Raw genomic sequence first — 16354 nt, forward strand, 5'->3', positions numbered from 1 at the left:
ACATTATTACAAGCAAAAAGGTAAACAATAATGCAATTTTAGTCTAATTTAATATTCAATTATTTATTATTATGAATAATTTATTTCATTAAGCACTATCAAGGTAGCAATAAATTAATTTACTCATTTATAAAAACCCGGAGAAATAGAATGAGAACAATTCTTACCCTATTATTGGCAAGTACTATCCAATTTGGCCTAGTACATTCCGCTAATGCAGAATCAACCCTTGATAAGATTAAATCCACCGGCACATTCAGAATAGCGACGGAAGGAGCTTATCCACCATTCACTTATCACGATGCCTCCGGTATTTTAACTGGCTTCGACGTCGACATTGGCCGTGAAATTGCACGCCGATTGAATGTCAAACCAACATTTATTGAGGGAAAATGGGACGGACTGATTGCCGGGTTAGATGCGGGACGTTCTGATGCGGTAATTAACCAAATTGCGATTACACCTGAGCGCAAGAAAAAATATGACTTCTCCATCCCCTATATCACATCGCAAGCGGTACTTATCATTCATAAAGATAACAATAACATAAGAACATTCAGCGACTTACAAGGCAAAACCTCAGCACATACTCTAACCAACAACTTCGCTCAAATAGCCAGAGATAACGGCGCGGAAATTATCGGCACGAATGGATTTAGTCAGGAAATTGAATTGGTTAGTACCGGCAGAGCCGATGCCACTATTAATGATAATCTATCTTATCTGGACTATAAGAAGCACAAACCAAACGCACCAGTAAAAATTGTCGCAACTAGCCCCGATGCAGGGCTGACAGCCGTCTTACTTCGTCAGGGAGAGTCAGAACTCAAAATTGCTATTGATAAAGCAATAACTGACATCAAAACCGATGGTACCTATCAGCGTATCTGGGCTAACTATTTTGGTGATAATCCTTCCGAATAAGTGCAATATTCCCTTAACAGTTCCCTGAAAGTTAAAGACAAACTCTGTCCAGGGGACTTTATTATTAACCTTGTTGAATTAAACAGCCAGAAAATATTTTAATCAAACATTAGATATATTGATTTATATAAATCACTCTATATATCTAAAATGACAATATGATATAACTATATCTTATATATGTAAGTTGACAGCTTGCCATATGATATTTAAAAAAATCACTATAAATGTATATACCCTATGGATTTCAAGATGGATCGCGACGGCAAGGGAGCGAATCCTCGGGAGAATAGGTAACTATGTGACCGGGGTGAGTGAGCGCAGCCAACAAAGAGGCAACTTGAACGATGACGGGTATAGTTATATTACACACAATAGGGAAAATATATGGAACCCTCCTGGTTCAATTTAGTACTCGATTCTTTTTGGCCTATGCTTTATGCGGGCTTTACCTTCACTATTCCACTAACCCTCATTACTTTTACTCTCGGTATCATACTGGGTTTTATCGTGGCGCTCATCCGGCTTTACGGGCCAAAACCGCTTATTGCCGTCGCCAAATTCTACGTCTGGCTGATCCGCGGCACGCCGTTGCTGGTACAACTGTTTCTTATTTTTTATGCCTTACCTAGCGTCGGCGTTACGTTAGGCGCATTCACCTCAGCGGTGATTGGCTTCACTTTGAATATTGGCGCTTATACCTCCGAGGTGATTCGCGCGACTTTATTGTCTGTACCAAAAGGGCAGTGGGAAGCGGCTTATTCTATCGGTATGAGCTGGACGCAATCATTACGTCGGATCATTCTACCTCAAGCCGCAAGAATCGCGATTCCACCACTATCAAACACATTTATTTCACTGGTGAAAGATACTTCACTGGCCTCAGTCATCACCGTACCGGAGCTTTTCCTTGCCGCACAACGTATTGCTGCGGTGACTTATCAACCTCTCATTCTTTATACTGAGGCGGCAATACTTTATCTGATAATCAGTTCAGTGTTGTCATCACTACAAGCCCGTCTAGAAAAGAAGTTTTCGCAAAAGAGTGACACACAGGAATTAAAAGATGATCCAACTCTCCGGCATTGAAAAAAGTTTTGACGGGCACAAGGTCCTGACAAAAATCGATCTCACCATTGAGGAAGGCAGCCTGACCGCACTGATTGGCCCATCAGGAAGTGGCAAAAGCACGCTATTACGCTGCATCAACTTATTAGAAATTCCCCAAGCCGGGAAGCTCCAAATCGGCAATGAAAGCATGACTTTCACCGGCAAAGGTCGGATTGCCCACAAGGATATACAACGGATTCGCCAACAAACCGGTATGGTATTCCAAAACTTCCAGCTTTTCCCTCATCTCACGGTCATTGAAAATATTATGGAAGGGTTAATCTGGGTTCAAAAATGGTCACATGAACAGGCTAAACAGCGAGCGCTTGAACTACTGGAAAAGGTTGGTATGTCACACAAGGCCGATGTCTTTCCAGCCACACTATCCGGTGGTCAGCAACAACGCGTAGCGATTGCTCGGGCACTGGCGCCTTCGCCCAAGGTGTTATTGTGCGACGAGCCAACTTCCGCTCTTGATCCAGAATTATCGCAGGAAGTTGTTGCCGTATTAAAGCAGTTGGCTAAAGAAGGAACCACGATGTTAATGGCTACCCATGATCTGCGCTTGGCAGCAAATCTTGCCCACGACGTCATATTTTTAGAATCCGGGGAAATTGTCGAATCGGGAACGTCGAAAACGATTTTCACCCGAGCCGTTAAACAACGTACTGTGGAATTTGTTTCAACCTTAACCAATACTTTACCGGATTGGGAGATATAACCCACCGTTAAAATAACCTTGCCGTAATTGATCCAAGAATCAGTTAATGACCATCAAATAAATTTTTTAACAGTTTGGAGAAAGAAAATGAAAACGTTGTTCACCGCATTATTAGCGGGTGTTATTCAATTCGGCATTGCATATTCTGCACATGCAGAGTCTGGCCTTGATAATATTAAATCAACAGGGGTATTCAAAATCGCTACCGAAGGAACTTACCCGCCATTTACCTATCACGATGCCTCAGGAGCTTTAACTGGATTTGATATTGATATTGGCCGCGAAATCGCACGACGTCTGAATGTCAAAGCCGAGTTTACCGAAGGCAAATGGGATGGGCTTATTGCCGGGCTGGATGCTAAACGCTATGACGCGGTACTCAATCAGGTCGCTATTACGCCAGAACGCCAAAAGAAATATGACTTTTCCGCACCGTATATCATATCTAAAGCCGTACTTATCACCCGGAAAAATAATGACAATATAAAAACGTTTAGCGATCTGAAAGGTAAAACCTCCAGCCATAGCTTAACCAGCAATTATGCCCGGTTGGCAAAACGTTTCGGTGCGGAAATCGTTCCTACCGAAGGATTTAATCAGGCCATCGATTTGGTTGCTACAGGCAGGGCTGATGCCACTATCAACGATAATCTGTCCTATCTCGATTTTAGGAAACACAAACCCAATGCACCGGTAAAAGTTGTCGCGTCTGAACCCAATGGCGATCCAGTCGGTGTGCTAATCCGTAAAGGCGAACCAGAATTACAAGCCGCTATCGATAAGGCACTAGCCGATATCAAAGCCGATGGCACCTATCTACGCATTTCCACTCAGTATTTCGGTACCGATGTTTCCAAATAAGAAAATAACCGCCTCTGCTTGCAAGAGGTGGTTTTCTCTTAATAGTTGCATAGCAATGACATAACTAAGAATAGCTACTTAATATATGAGTCGTGAAAATTAACACAGAATTCTGAATGCATTCTGCTATCCATGAGAACAATCAGAATTCTGCACTTTCCCTTAATTAAATTAGTTTAAATTTCACCACCTTTTTAGCATCTATATAGAAACGCAACGTCTTGTTCCCTCCTCCTGAGCTTTCACCTTCTACATCCTTTGCATTTTTATAGCTGAAAATCTTACCTTTATGATACTTTATTTGATCCTTACCTGGAGGATTTTTAAAGTCTTGAAAAAACCAAATAATTTCTGGCTCACCATCTATCGTTATACGAATAGCCTTTTTACTTTCATCCTGCGCCCCAATCCACGGTACCCAGAGATCACCTACCCATTCAGAATTAATATTAACAGTATGCGTTTTGTTATTATCTTCGCCTACCACAACATAGATTTTCTTTTGGGTATTATTAATAATTTTCCTAATATTACTTACATTAGCCATTTGAAATACCTTCTTTAAATTAATACTATTTTATTGACGTAATTAAGATCAATATATAAGACCTTTCCATTAAGTTGCTAATATAGAGTAAAAAACCATGTCAATAATATGAATATATCCTAATAATCAATTACATCCATTTCCGATTAAATTAACACTTTTTACACCATTTACCAGCATCTGTACTATAAATGATAGAAATAATTATCTGAAATTTCTTTTATATAAGAGAATTGATGGTAATAGAAATAACCACTATCCTGCTGTCATATTGGAGTCATAATAGTAAAATAGCCTTATTTATTATCAAACAAAGAGAATATACAAAAGAATAATTTTTTCCAATGTCATAATTAACATCCCAAACTCTTATCCACACATCAATTAAATATCCGCGTACAAACCTTCAATATCACAGATATAACCGACAAGGTGAGATGATAACTTAATTATATGAATATAAAAATAATTTTTCGTCACCCTACCATTCTATTCACATCTATGGAAATACTAATTCTCATACTGTCAATTTCAAAAATTATCATACTGTTCTGTTAAAGATTTTACTCATTCCATAGTAAAGTCTCAGGTCATTACTATTAAACTAGCTAACAGACTAAAACAGCATAAGGAGCTGCAATATGAGTCATTACAATTCTGCAATTAACCGAAATACTCCATCTGTCAGCGTACGAGATAATCGAGGGTTAAATATCCGTACGCTGGAATATCTGCGTACTCAAGCCAATGAAACCAATAGCAACGAATTGATCACTCGCTATGAATTTAATATTCAAGGATTTCAAGTAAAAAGCACGGACCCACGTAGATATAAAAATCAGAGCGGTTCAAACTTCACTCGTACCTTTAGTCTCGCTGGTAATACGCTGCGTGAAGAAAGTATCGATGCCGGCCGAACAGTTACATTAAACGATATCGAAGGACGCCCAATACTGACCATCAATGCAACAGGCGTTCGTCAAACTCATCACTATGAAGGTAATACCTTGCCCGGCCGCTTGCTGGCTGTCACCGAATTAATACAAAAGAACGAGAAAACTACGGAACGCCTTATTTGGGCAAGTAATACCGATGCAGAGAAAAACCAGAACCTCGCCGGGCAATGTATACGCCATTATGACACGGCGGGATTGATACAACTGGAAAGTCTCTCCTTAACAGGCGCGGTTTTATCACAATCCCGTCAATTAATAGCCGAAAATCAGGAAGTTGATTGGCGCGGTGATGATGAAAATAGTTGGCGTACAAAACTAAATGACAACATATTCACTACTCAAAATAAAACTGATGCCATTGATGCTTTGCTAACCCAAATCGACTCCAAGGGAAATATGCAGCGGCTGGCCTATGATGTCGCGGGCCAATTGAAAGGTAGCTGGTTAACATTAAAAGGCCAATCCGAAAAAGTTATTGTACAGTCTATTATCTGGTCAGCAGCCGGACAGAAATTACGAGAAGAACATGGTAATGGCGTTATTACGGAATATACCTATGAACCAGAGACTCAACGATTAATTAACATTAAAACTCGCCGGACTAAAGATAGTACAAAACCACTACAGGATTTACGTTATGAATATGATCCTGTTGGCAATGTGATCAATATTCGTAATGATGCAGAAGCAACCCGATTCTGGCGTAATCAGAAAATAGTACCGGAAAATGCGTATACCTATGATTCTCTGTACCAACTCATCAAAGTAACCGGCCGCGAGATGGCTAACATTGGTCAGCAAGGAAGCCAGCTCCCTCCTTTAGTTACCCCTCTTCCTACCGATGACAATACCTATACTAACTATACTCGCACTTATACCTACGACGATAGCGGCAACCTGACACAAATCCGGCATAGCGCTCCGGCAAGTAACAATAACTACACCACAGATATCACCATTTCAAACCGCAATAACCGTGGTGTCCTCAGTACCCTAACCAACGATCCCAATCTCGTTGATACATTCTTTGATGCAGGTGGTCATCAAACCAGTCTGTTATCAGGGCAATCCTTAAACTGGACACCCCGGGGAGAACTACAACAAGTGAACCAAAGTGGTAACAGCGCGCGCGAATGGTACCGCTATGACAGTGATGGAATGCGGCTATTGAAAATAAATGAACAGCAAACACCCAATGCCACGCAACAACAACGAGTCACTTACCTGCCAGGGTTGGAATTACATACCACTCAAAGCGGCGCCAATATCACCGAAGACTTGCAAGTTATTGCTGTCGGACAAGCAGGAAGAGCACAAGTACGCGTTCTACACTGGGAAAAAGGCCAACCCACTGGCATAGATAACGATCAAGTCAGATACAGCTACGATAATCTTACACACAGCAGCGAATTAGAACTGGATATGCACGGGGAAATTATCAGTTGGGAAGAGTATTACCCCTATGGCGGCACCGCAATATGGGCGGCAAGAAATCAGGTTGAAGCTGGTTACAAAACCATTCGTTATTCAGGCAAAGAGCGTGATGCAACAGGACTGTACTATTACGGCTACCGTTATTATCAACCGTGGGCCGGTAGATGGTTAAGCGCTGACCCGGCTGGAACAGTAGATGGCCTGAATTTATACCGTATGGTAAGAAATAATCCAATGACTGGCATAGATGAAGATGGACGTATATTTAAAACCGTAGCAACAGGCGCATTAGGCGTTGGCGGTATAGCATACGAACTTTACAAACATAAAAATCAACAAGCTGAAAGACCTCAGATGCCATCTCCTGCTTCTGAATCCTATGGTGATCAACAAGTCAGCAAAATCACCCAAAAAGCGAGTGCTTTAAAAGCAAACTATGACCCGATGAAACAGATAGCCCATAACATAGCGGGACGCAAAGAAGCCGCAGAACATCTCGCGCAGGGACAAGTCCCTGGCGCTCAAGCAATAAAAGAAGGGGCAAGTTTAGTCGCGGCTGCCGGAGAATTCGCCGCCGCTGGCAATATAGGTGAACTAAACAAAACTGAGCTAACAAAAGCCGCTGGCACCGACGCAATTAATAATTTTAGCCTCACCTTCGACGGTATAAAAAAGGTATTTAAGGCAGGTGCGGCTACTGCTACCGTCACCCCAGAAAAATTGGAAGAGCTGCAAAAAGCAACTGATGATTTAAAAGAGGTCGCAACAGATACGCTAATTACCGGGGCATCGCTGGGTGCAACGGTCGGCGCCACACTGGATACAGCCGCCGCAGTCGTACCACACCCGGTAGCCAAAGTGGCGTTCAAAGGTCTGTCATTCGCGTGGAAAGTGACCGGCGTTGTTCACACCGCAGAAGAATTAAGCAATCTTGCAGAAAAACATAAGGATCTGGTTTCTAATGAGCTAGGGCAAGAATTAAAAAGGGAAGTCACCGAGGCAAACCAAATTAGGAGGGGAACCATTCTTTCAAAAGTCAGAGAACACGGTTTGATAAAATAGTCTATTAAATGCAATAGTCCTTATTCGCCAAAGCAGATAAGGACTATTTTGTTTTGAATCACATGTATCAATCACGACCAGAGCTAATACAGGATTCTTAACATATTGATCATACTAATGAAGTCTACTCTCACCCTGCTCCGGCAAATCATCTTCATCTTGCTCATCAGGATCTTCGAAGTAAGTGCCCCAACCATCATAATTAATGCCAATTTTTTCAGCCAGATTCACCAACTGTTCAACCTGGGCATCAATCAATTCTGCATTCAATCCACACTCACTGATAACATCACAACACATCAGAATCGTACCATCTTCGACTTCCAATTCTTCCGCGTCAGTCACTTCATAACCCAGTTTAAAGGCTTCAACCGCTGCCTTTTCCAACAGGCTAAAGTCCTCAGCGGAAAAGTGATGCTCAATGGCATAAAGTGCATCAGGATCACTACCATCTTCCAGTAATTCTTCAATAATAAGGCGCGTTTCTTCGCGTTGTTCTTCTAAGTCTCTTTGATTTGCCATACCAAATATCCTCAAGCAGTTGGCCGTCCCAATACTCATTCTCCCACACCACAGGCGGGCTAACCACTGTTTACATCAAAGAAATCTAATACGGAGTTGAAATTGCATTTTTATAGATATAGATTGAATTTAAATGCAAACAATAAATACGGAGACACCAAACAATGAATCCGTTCCATCAGCGTCATTTCTTAAGGTTACTTGATTTTTCCTCAGCAGAAATTCATGCCTTGCTAAAGCTAGCTGCTGAATTAAAATCGACTAAAAAATCTGGTACAGAAAAAGCCCTGTTAACAGGCAAAAACATCGTGCTGATTTTTGAAAAAGATTCCACCCGTACCCGCTGTTCATTTGAAGTGGCAGCTTACGATCAAGGGGCAAATATCACCTACCTCGGCTCCAGTGGTAACCAGATTGGTCATAAAGAATCGATCAAAGATACCGCTCGTATACTTGGCCGTATGTATGACGGTATTCAATATCGCGGCTATGCCCAGACAATCGTTGAATCACTGGCAAAATATGCCGGTGTTCCGGTATGGAATGGACTAACAGATGAATTTCACCCTACTCAGCTACTGGCAGATCTGCTAACTATTCAGGAACATCAACCAGAAAAACCATTGTCAGAAATCAAATTCGCCTACTTGGGGGATGCCCGTAACAATATGGGTAATACCATGCTAGAAGCCGCGGCACTAATGGGCATGGATGTTCGATTGATTGCCCCTGAAAAGTACTGGCCCAATGCCGCACTGGTTACTGAATGTCAGAAACTGGCTGAAAAAACAGGAGGTAAAATTACTCTGACGGAAAATATCGCCGAAGGGGTTAAAAATACTGATTTTCTTTATACCGATGTCTGGGTTTCTATGGGCGAGCCAAAAGAAGTTTGGCAACAACGAATTAACCTCTTGAAACCTTATCAAGTGAATATGGATGTGGTGAACATGACAGGCAATCCACAGGTAAAATTCCTGCACTGTCTGCCGGCATTTCATGATGAAGAAACGATATTAGGCAAACAGCTCGCGGCTGAATTTAATATGTATGGAGGGCTGGAGGTTACCAATGAAGTTTTTGAATCAGAGCACAGTATTGTGTTTGATCAAGGAGAAAATCGCCTGCATACCATTAAAGCGGTAATGGTGGCAACATTAGCAAATGATCTTAAAATTTAATTAGTTGAGATATCGGCAGGATGATGTCTTTAAAGATATGATCCTGCCAATCTTATTTTTCTTCGGTCAAATAGTTGCTGTAAGATTTTTCACGAGTATAATGCGCCACAATTTGCCGGGAGAAATCATGAAAGACAGCGCTTATTTTTGTCATCCAGCACAACTGCCTGAAAGAGGGCAGCTAGCCGTCATTGTTTTCCCGTTGCTAAACCAATCATTTAACGCCCCTCAATGAGGGGCTTTTTTTTGCCCGGTAATCGATTCATGATCGCCACCCCGGATGTCAGCATTAGAGGAGAGTGAAAAATGGCTAATCCGTTATATCGCAAACATATCATCTCAATAAATGATCTGAGTCGCGAAGATCTGGAATTGGTGTTGCAGACTGCTGCTGCACTGAAAGCCAGACCACAACCTGAATTGCTGAAACCCAAGGTCATCGCTAGTTGTTTCTTCGAAGCTTCCACCCGTACTCGCCTCTCTTTTGAAACAGCAATCCATCGCCTTGGCGCTTCAGTTGTCGGTTTCTCAGACAGCAGCAACACCTCTCTAGGTAAGAAAGGTGAAACGCTAGCCGATACTATTTCCGTTATCAGCCAATATGTTGACGCCATCGTGATACGCCATCCACAGGAAGGCGCCCCACGTCTGGCTTCTGAGTTTTCCGGTCACACTCCGATTATCAATGCCGGTGACGGCGCCAACCAACATCCGACTCAGACCTTGTTAGATCTGTTCACGATTCAGGAAACTCAGCAACGGCTGGATAGTCTGAATATCGCTATGGTTGGTGATCTGAAATATGGCCGCACTGTCCATTCGCTATCACAAGCGCTGGCGAAATTTAATGGCAATCACTTTTATTTTATCGCCCCGGAAGCATTGGCAATGCCAAACCATATTCTTCATATGCTGAATGAAAAAGGTGCAACCTACAGCCAACACGCGAATATTGAAGAAGTATTACCGGAACTAGATATTCTTTATATGACTCGTGTACAGAAAGAACGCCTTGATCCATCCGAATATGCCAACGTAAAAGCACAATTTGTTCTACGCGCCTCCGATCTGCTCGGAGCGAAAGAGAACCTCAAAGTTCTGCATCCGTTGCCACGTATTGATGAAATTACTGTCGATGTAGATAAAACGCCCTATGCTTATTATTTCCAACAGGCAGAGAATGGTATTTATGCTCGTCAGGCTCTATTATCTTTAGTTTTAAATGAATGATTAAAATAGAGAAAGTACTTTTTTATCCACAAATATAATGGGTTATTATTTTCTTCTGGAATAGCGATTAATCAGTCTGTTTACCACCTTCGGTATCGAAAACAAACTCGATGTGGCGCCAAAATACGTCTTGCCCATTCAGTGAGCAAGACAGCATCTCCGGGCAGTAAAGTACACACAAAAACCGTCACTTTTATCTACACGCTGCCCGGCTCCCTCCTTTTGACGACAAAGGAGGGAAGATAAAATAATCTAATGAAATAAAATTATAAGTTTTTAATATTAACCTGAGAATATTATGATTAATTTCACAAAATCTCTGTAACAATAAAATAAACAATCGTCCCAATATAGTTGCCAATCACATATCCTACCGTTCCAATAACCATAATAGGCCCAACCAAGCCTATCCAACCTCGGCTAATCGCTAACGCTGCGGCAGTTGTTGGGCCGCCAATATTTGCATTACATGCAAGTATAATTTCCTCAAGGTTAAATTTGAATAACTTACCAAAACCAAGAGTTAATAATAAGTTAATCATTACTATAATGAATACAAATAAAAACAACAAAGGCGCATTGCTAATAATAAGCCCTATTGAAGCAGGAATACCTATTACAACAAAGAATATATAAATTGCGTAAGTTCCCAATTCCTGACTGCCATTTAAATTATTAAAAGTTTTTTTGAATATCGAAACCACAGCAAAAGTTACGGTTGTTAAGATAAGATATTTATCTGATATCAAGCTAAAAAGCAATTCCTGATAAATACTCCCAGTCTGTCGTGAAATTGTTTTTATCCAAGCTGAGAATTGAAATGAAACTGCTACAATAAAAATTGCCCATGCTAAAGATAACGCAATATCCTTTAAAGAGATATTTTTAGGTTGCCAATAAGATGCAGCAAGATATTTTGATTTATCTAAACTAGAATCATTCACCATAGCGTTAGAATAAGGACTTCCCCAAAACTTTCTTGCCAATGACCAACCCGCTAATGTTATTAATATTATGCAAAAGCAGACCATCATGAGATTATCAGCAACGATCGTGGATGCAGTCATATCTTGAGTGGGCTTCAATTTGGCAACCATTGCCGCAAAATTCACGCCCCCACCAGTATATGACGCGGCAATCATAGCACTTATTTTATCCAGCTCCGGTATATAGTTTTTTAAAATTTTAAAAGCCAAGACTGCACCCACCATCGTCGCTATAGAAGAGAATAAGAACAGTATAAGTAGTCTCCAACTTTCTTTAATAATGCTATGTAAATTAATTTTAAATAATAATAAAGGTATCGCCAACGGAACAATATATTGCCAAACTGCATCGTATACTACTGATTGAGTAGGAATTATTTTTAAATTGGATGCTAAGAGGGCAATAATTAATGCTATCACCGCACCAGGTACTTTCGATGCCCACCTATATTTTTGTTCCATTATAATCGCTAACGTAGCTGCAATCATTACAAAAGCCCAAAGGGCTAAGATATTATCATGGTTAATTAATGTATTATTCATTATTTCTTCCTAACATGTGCCAAGTTAATATTATAGAATTCACATTCTCTATTTAAAATAACCTCACCATAGATTGATTTATTATAACTATTATAAAACAACAGAGCCAGATTACCATAACCATAATACCACCATTTAGTCGGAAAATGAGTAAAACCAGCTAGATCGGTTCATTATATAATAAAGCGATAAACGCTATAAGGTAGTTGGCATATCTTTACCAGACTTACGTCTTAAAGTAACCGTATAAAATAAGCCACTCATTTTATTAAATTATCATAAAAAACCTTTTATCTGATGTAACAATTCATTTTTCAACAATAATTTTCTCATCACATGTAATTTAATAAACCTGTTTACTCTAAGATTAAAAATTTGATTATTGCTTCAATCTATACATTATTAAAACAATGTCTAAAAGTTCATGAAAATAGTAATAAATGCATTTTACATTTTATTATTTAAATAAACATTTAAAAATTTCATTCTTCATTTTATTTGATTAAATAATATTGTTAATAATGATTTATTACAATAAACATATTAATTTAAAACTAAATTTCTGACATAAATAATCTATTAACCCTTATATTCCCAACAAACATTAATTAAATCAATTTTTGAATAAATCTATTTTAACCATTGGTTTTAAGATATTAAAATACCTTTTAATTTAAAAACAATAGCTTTCAATAAGATAAACAATTCAAACAAAATAGCCAAAATAAATAAATTCAACATAGTGCCCTTATAACAATGACGGCTAAAGCTAAGTATATGGAATAACAACAGTAAGATAATATTGATTTGTCTACGTCTTATCTGGATAAACAGGATGACACCGCCTAAAATGGAAGACGTGTCGATTCTTAACAATATCTCTGGAGGATGAATACAGAAAGTTGTCACTAAAATGTATTCATACAAAACACGATGACCCAAGATCATAAACTACAAGTCGAAGCTATTAGATGCGGTACGGTGATTGACCATATCCCGGCTCAGGTCGGCTTCAAACTACTCTCCCTGTTTAAACTAACTGAAACCGATCAACGCATTACCATCGGCCTGAACTTGCCTTCCAATCGACTAGGTAAAAAAGATATCATTAAAATCGAAAATACATTCCTGACAGAACAACAAGCTAACCAACTTGCTATGTATGCGCCGAATGCCACGGTGAACTGTATTGAAGACTACGAAGTTGTGAAGAAACTTCCCATTAACTTGCCTGAGCGTATCGATAGCGTATTAGTCTGCCCTAACAGCAACTGCATCAGCCACAATGAGCCAGTAGAAAGCAGTTTTCGAGTCAAAGTGACAGCGGAAGATGTGGTGCTAACCTGCAAATACTGCGAGAAAGAGTTCGACCGCGATGTGGTGATACGCAACGATTGAACGATCTATGTCAGTTGCTGAGGTAGAAGCGGACACTATAATAGTACCTTCAATGAAATATTCACTTAGTTATCACATTAACAGGAAAACCTATGTCATACGAGATTAATACTAATAAAGCCCCTGCTGCAATTGGTCCCTATGTTCAGGGTGTTGATCTTGGCAATATGGTCATCACTTCCGGCCAGATCCCAGTCAATCCAGAAACAGGTGATGTCGCAGAAGATATCGCCGCTCAAGCTCGTCAATCACTGGAAAATGTTAAAGCTATCGTTGAGAAAGCAGGTCTCACTGTCGGTGACATTGTTAAAACAACTGTCTTCGTTAAAGACCTGAATGACTTCGGTACCGTTAACGCAACTTATGAAGCATTCTTCAAAGAACACAATGCATCTTTCCCGGCACGTTCTTGTGTTGAAGTAGCCCGTCTGCCAAAAGACGTTAAAATCGAAATCGAAGCTATCGCGATTCGTAAATAATCCCTGCCCTGTTTTCTACAACCCCTTGGTTAGTTACTGACCAAAGGGTTGTACCTCTCACTGGACCTTAAATATAAGTCTTCATTCTTTGTTTCAGATCAAATGAGAACGTGATTATCTCACTTCAAGTTACTATATATTGTGCTTAAATATGTAAATAAAACTATATATAGCGATATCTATCTTTAAGCTGAATATCAAAACGAGAATCGTTTGCACTTTTAAGCAACATTCTCAAGGAGCCATATTGTGAAAACTGTTGTGATAAAACGGGATGGTCGACAGGTACCATTTGATAAAACACGCATCAAAGATGCCATAAAACGGGCCGCTTCTGCCGTTGGCGTGACGGATGATGAGTATTGTATCCAAGTTGCATCCACAGTAACGCAATTAATCGCTGACTACAGGCAAGTTAATGCACAAGATATTCAGAATGCAGTAGAAAATCAGTTAATGGCTGGCAGATATAAGCACCTTGCCCGTCTTTATATCGAATATCGTCACAATAGGGATATTACCCGAGAGTTACATAGCCGACTGAATCAAGAAATCCGTGGTTTAGTTGAACAGAGCAACGTTTCCTTGCTCAATGAGAACGCCAATAAAGACAGCAAAGTGATTCCCACTCAACGGGATCTGTTGGCCGGGATTGTTGCTAAAAGTTATGCCAAACAACATATTCTGCCGCGCAATGTGGTATTGGCTCACGAAAGAGGCGAGATACACTATCATGATCTCGATTATTCCCCCTTTTTCCCAATGTTTAACTGTATGCTAATCGACCTGAAGAGCATGCTAATCAATGGTTTTAAAATGGGTAATGCTGAAATAGAACCGCCAAAATCCATTTCAACCGCAACAGCAGTAACCGCTCAAATTATCGCTCAGGTCGCCAGCCATATTTATGGCGGTACCACCATCAATCGTATAGATGAAGTATTAGCCCCCTTCGTTAAAGCCAGCTATAAAAAACACTTGGCGATTGCCGAACAGTGGGATATCAGCGATAAAAAATCTTATGCCGAAGCACGAACAGAAAAAGAGTGTTACGACGCTTTCCAATCACTGGAATATGAAGTTAATACACTGCATACCGCCAATGGGCAGACTCCTTTTGTCACTTTTGGCTTTGGTCTGGGTACGTCAAAAGAATCCCGCTTAATTCAGCAATCTATTCTGCGTAACCGCATTGCTGGTTTGGGTAAGAATCACAAAACAGCGGTATTCCCCAAACTGGTATTTGCTATCCGTGATGGTCTGAATCACAAACTCGGTGATCCTAACTACGATATCAAGCAACTGGCTCTCAAATGTGCCAGTAAGCGTATGTACCCAGATATTCTTAACTATGATCAAGTGGTTAAGGTCACAGGCTCCTTTAAAACCCCGATGGGTTGTCGCAGTTTCCTCGGTGTTTATGAGGAAAAGGGTGAACAAATTCATGAAGGACGCAATAACTTAGGGGTTATCAGTTTGAACCTGCCTCGGATAGCTATCGAAGCCAAAGGCGATGAAAAACATTTCTGGCAATTACTGGACAAACGGCTGGCACTGGCGAAGCAAGCATTGATGACCCGTATTACCCGCCTGGAAGGCATTAAAGCACAAGTTGCGCCAATCCTTTATATAGAAGGCGCCTGCGGGGTTCGTTTAAAAGCCGATGATAATATCGCTGAAATCTTTAAACATGGTCGGGCTTCTATTTCTCTGGGCTATATTGGTATTCATGAGACCATTAACGCATTGTATGGCAATCAGGTTCATCTATTTGATGATCAACAATTACGTGTAAAAGCACTCTCAATTGTTGATCATCTGCGAAAAGCCACTGATCAATGGAAAAAAGAGACAGGTTATGGTTTCAGTTTATACAGCACTCCAAGCGAAAATCTATGTGACCGTTTCTGCCGCCTTGATGCCGCTGAGTTTGGTGTGATTAAAGGGGTGACGGATAAAGGTTATTACACCAACAGCTTCCATCTCGACGTTGAAAAGAAGGTCAATCCTTATGATAAATTGGATTTTGAAGCCCCTTATCCACCATTAACAAACGGCGGTTTTATCTGTTACGGCGAATATCCTAATCTGCAACATAATCTGAAAGCTCTGGAAGATGTATGGGATTACAGCTACTCACGTGTCCCTTATTACGGCACCAATACCCCCATCGACGAATGTTATGACTGTGGATTCACCGGTGAATTCTCCTGTACCAGCAAAGGGTTTACCTGTCCACATTGTGGCAATCATGAACCTTCCAGAGTATCAGTCATCCGCCGCGTCTGTGGTTATCTAGGGAGCCCCGATGCCCGCCCATTCAATGCGGGTAAACAAGAAGAGGTGAAACGCAGGGTAAAACATCTGGCAAATGGACAATTAGGCTAATGAAGGCAGGCT

At 40.5% G+C, this 16354-nt stretch carries 13 protein-coding genes; 10 read left to right on the forward strand and 3 right to left on the reverse strand.

Annotated features, from left to right (window positions below):
• Positions 1 to 150 precede the first annotated feature (150 nt).
• The 4 genes from B0X70_RS22415 (at position 151) to B0X70_RS22430 (ending at position 3616) form a co-directional block, all read left to right on the forward strand.
• Positions 151 to 924 carry an amino acid ABC transporter substrate-binding protein gene (locus tag B0X70_RS22415; RefSeq protein WP_217470436.1) on the forward strand — a complete coding sequence of 258 codons (774 nt, stop codon included), beginning with the start codon at positions 151 to 153 and terminating at the stop codon, positions 922 to 924.
• A 387-nt stretch (positions 925 to 1311) separates the two neighbouring features.
• Positions 1312 to 2013, forward strand: a complete 702-nt coding sequence (locus B0X70_RS22420) for an amino acid ABC transporter permease (protein WP_036810197.1) — start codon at positions 1312 to 1314, stop codon at positions 2011 to 2013.
• The gene (locus B0X70_RS22425; RefSeq protein ID WP_036810194.1) at positions 1991 to 2755 is read left to right on the forward strand and encodes an amino acid ABC transporter ATP-binding protein; all 765 of its coding nucleotides are present in this window, start codon (positions 1991 to 1993) and stop codon (positions 2753 to 2755) included. Before B0X70_RS22420 ends, B0X70_RS22425 begins: the two co-directional genes overlap by 23 nt.
• Before the next feature lie 87 nt (positions 2756 to 2842).
• A complete protein-coding gene (locus B0X70_RS22430) occupies positions 2843 to 3616 on the forward strand; it encodes an amino acid ABC transporter substrate-binding protein (protein WP_065392215.1) in 774 nt (257 codons plus the stop codon).
• Positions 3617 to 3782: 166 nt separating this feature from the next.
• Here B0X70_RS22430 and B0X70_RS22435 read toward each other — a convergent pair whose 3' ends face one another.
• Positions 3783 to 4163 (reverse strand): hypothetical protein, encoded by a 381-nt coding sequence (locus B0X70_RS22435; RefSeq protein WP_044467104.1) that lies wholly within the window; start codon positions 4161 to 4163, stop codon positions 3783 to 3785.
• A 641-nt stretch (positions 4164 to 4804) separates the two neighbouring features.
• On the opposite strand from B0X70_RS22435, the gene B0X70_RS22440 reads away from it, so the two are divergent.
• Positions 4805 to 7615 carry an RHS repeat domain-containing protein gene (locus B0X70_RS22440; protein ID WP_217470437.1) on the forward strand — a complete coding sequence of 937 codons (2811 nt, stop codon included), beginning with the start codon at positions 4805 to 4807 and terminating at the stop codon, positions 7613 to 7615.
• A 114-nt stretch (positions 7616 to 7729) separates the two neighbouring features.
• Here B0X70_RS22440 and rraB read toward each other — a convergent pair whose 3' ends face one another.
• Complete coding sequence (gene rraB, locus B0X70_RS22445; protein WP_011148570.1) at positions 7730 to 8137, reverse strand: ribonuclease E inhibitor RraB; 408 nt, start codon at positions 8135 to 8137, stop codon at positions 7730 to 7732.
• Between the two features lie 164 nt (positions 8138 to 8301).
• Here rraB and argF point away from each other — a divergent pair, with 164 nt between their 5' ends.
• Both argF and pyrB read left to right on the forward strand, forming a co-directional pair.
• Positions 8302 to 9318 (forward strand): ornithine carbamoyltransferase, encoded by a 1017-nt coding sequence (gene argF, locus B0X70_RS22450; protein ID WP_036782473.1) that lies wholly within the window; start codon positions 8302 to 8304, stop codon positions 9316 to 9318.
• Between the two features lie 306 nt (positions 9319 to 9624).
• Positions 9625 to 10548: an aspartate carbamoyltransferase gene (pyrB, locus tag B0X70_RS22460; RefSeq protein WP_036810183.1), complete on the forward strand. Its 924-nt coding sequence runs from the start codon at positions 9625 to 9627 to the stop codon at positions 10546 to 10548.
• A 308-nt stretch (positions 10549 to 10856) separates the two neighbouring features.
• On the opposite strand, the gene B0X70_RS22465 is transcribed toward pyrB, so the two are convergent.
• Positions 10857 to 12077: a DUF819 family protein gene (locus B0X70_RS22465; protein WP_217470439.1), complete on the reverse strand. Its 1221-nt coding sequence runs from the start codon at positions 12075 to 12077 to the stop codon at positions 10857 to 10859.
• 933 nt (positions 12078 to 13010) lie between these two features.
• On the opposite strand from B0X70_RS22465, the gene pyrI reads away from it, so the two are divergent.
• The 3 genes from pyrI to nrdD all read left to right on the forward strand — a co-directional run bounded on the left by pyrI (position 13011) and on the right by nrdD (position 16342).
• Positions 13011 to 13475, forward strand: coding sequence for an aspartate carbamoyltransferase regulatory subunit (gene pyrI, locus B0X70_RS22470; RefSeq protein WP_036810179.1), 465 nt, complete (start codon positions 13011 to 13013; stop codon positions 13473 to 13475).
• 92 nt (positions 13476 to 13567) lie between these two features.
• Positions 13568 to 13954: a 2-iminobutanoate/2-iminopropanoate deaminase gene (ridA, locus tag B0X70_RS22475; RefSeq protein ID WP_036810177.1), complete on the forward strand. Its 387-nt coding sequence runs from the start codon at positions 13568 to 13570 to the stop codon at positions 13952 to 13954.
• Between the two features lie 249 nt (positions 13955 to 14203).
• Entirely contained in the window at positions 14204 to 16342 is a 2139-nt protein-coding gene (gene nrdD, locus B0X70_RS22480) for an anaerobic ribonucleoside-triphosphate reductase (protein WP_217470440.1), read from the forward strand.
• The last annotated feature ends 12 nt before the right edge of the window (positions 16343 to 16354 follow it).

The organism is Photorhabdus akhurstii, assembly GCF_019090985.1.
GTDB lineage: Bacteria > Pseudomonadota > Gammaproteobacteria > Enterobacterales > Enterobacteriaceae > Photorhabdus > Photorhabdus akhurstii.

What these genes read in the sequence shown, in the direction of transcription:
- ridA (WP_036810177.1), top strand. Translation starts at nt 13,568, where the DNA reads ATGTCATACGAGATTAATACTAATAAAGCCCCTGCTGCAATTGGTCCC.
- B0X70_RS22415 (WP_217470436.1), top strand. Translation starts at nt 151, where the DNA reads ATGAGAACAATTCTTACCCTATTATTGGCAAGTACTATCCAATTTGGC.
- B0X70_RS22425 (WP_036810194.1), top strand. Translation starts at nt 1,991, where the DNA reads ATGATCCAACTCTCCGGCATTGAAAAAAGTTTTGACGGGCACAAGGTC.
- pyrI (WP_036810179.1), top strand. Translation starts at nt 13,011, where the DNA reads ATGACCCAAGATCATAAACTACAAGTCGAAGCTATTAGATGCGGTACG.
- B0X70_RS22430 (WP_065392215.1), top strand. Translation starts at nt 2,843, where the DNA reads ATGAAAACGTTGTTCACCGCATTATTAGCGGGTGTTATTCAATTCGGC.
- rraB (WP_011148570.1), bottom strand. Translation starts at nt 8,137, where the DNA reads ATGGCAAATCAAAGAGACTTAGAAGAACAACGCGAAGAAACGCGCCTT.
- B0X70_RS22420 (WP_036810197.1), top strand. Translation starts at nt 1,312, where the DNA reads ATGGAACCCTCCTGGTTCAATTTAGTACTCGATTCTTTTTGGCCTATG.
- B0X70_RS22465 (WP_217470439.1), bottom strand. Translation starts at nt 12,077, where the DNA reads ATGAATAATACATTAATTAACCATGATAATATCTTAGCCCTTTGGGCT.
- pyrB (WP_036810183.1), top strand. Translation starts at nt 9,625, where the DNA reads ATGGCTAATCCGTTATATCGCAAACATATCATCTCAATAAATGATCTG.
- B0X70_RS22440 (WP_217470437.1), top strand. Translation starts at nt 4,805, where the DNA reads ATGAGTCATTACAATTCTGCAATTAACCGAAATACTCCATCTGTCAGC.
- B0X70_RS22435 (WP_044467104.1), bottom strand. Translation starts at nt 4,163, where the DNA reads ATGGCTAATGTAAGTAATATTAGGAAAATTATTAATAATACCCAAAAG.
- argF (WP_036782473.1), top strand. Translation starts at nt 8,302, where the DNA reads ATGAATCCGTTCCATCAGCGTCATTTCTTAAGGTTACTTGATTTTTCC.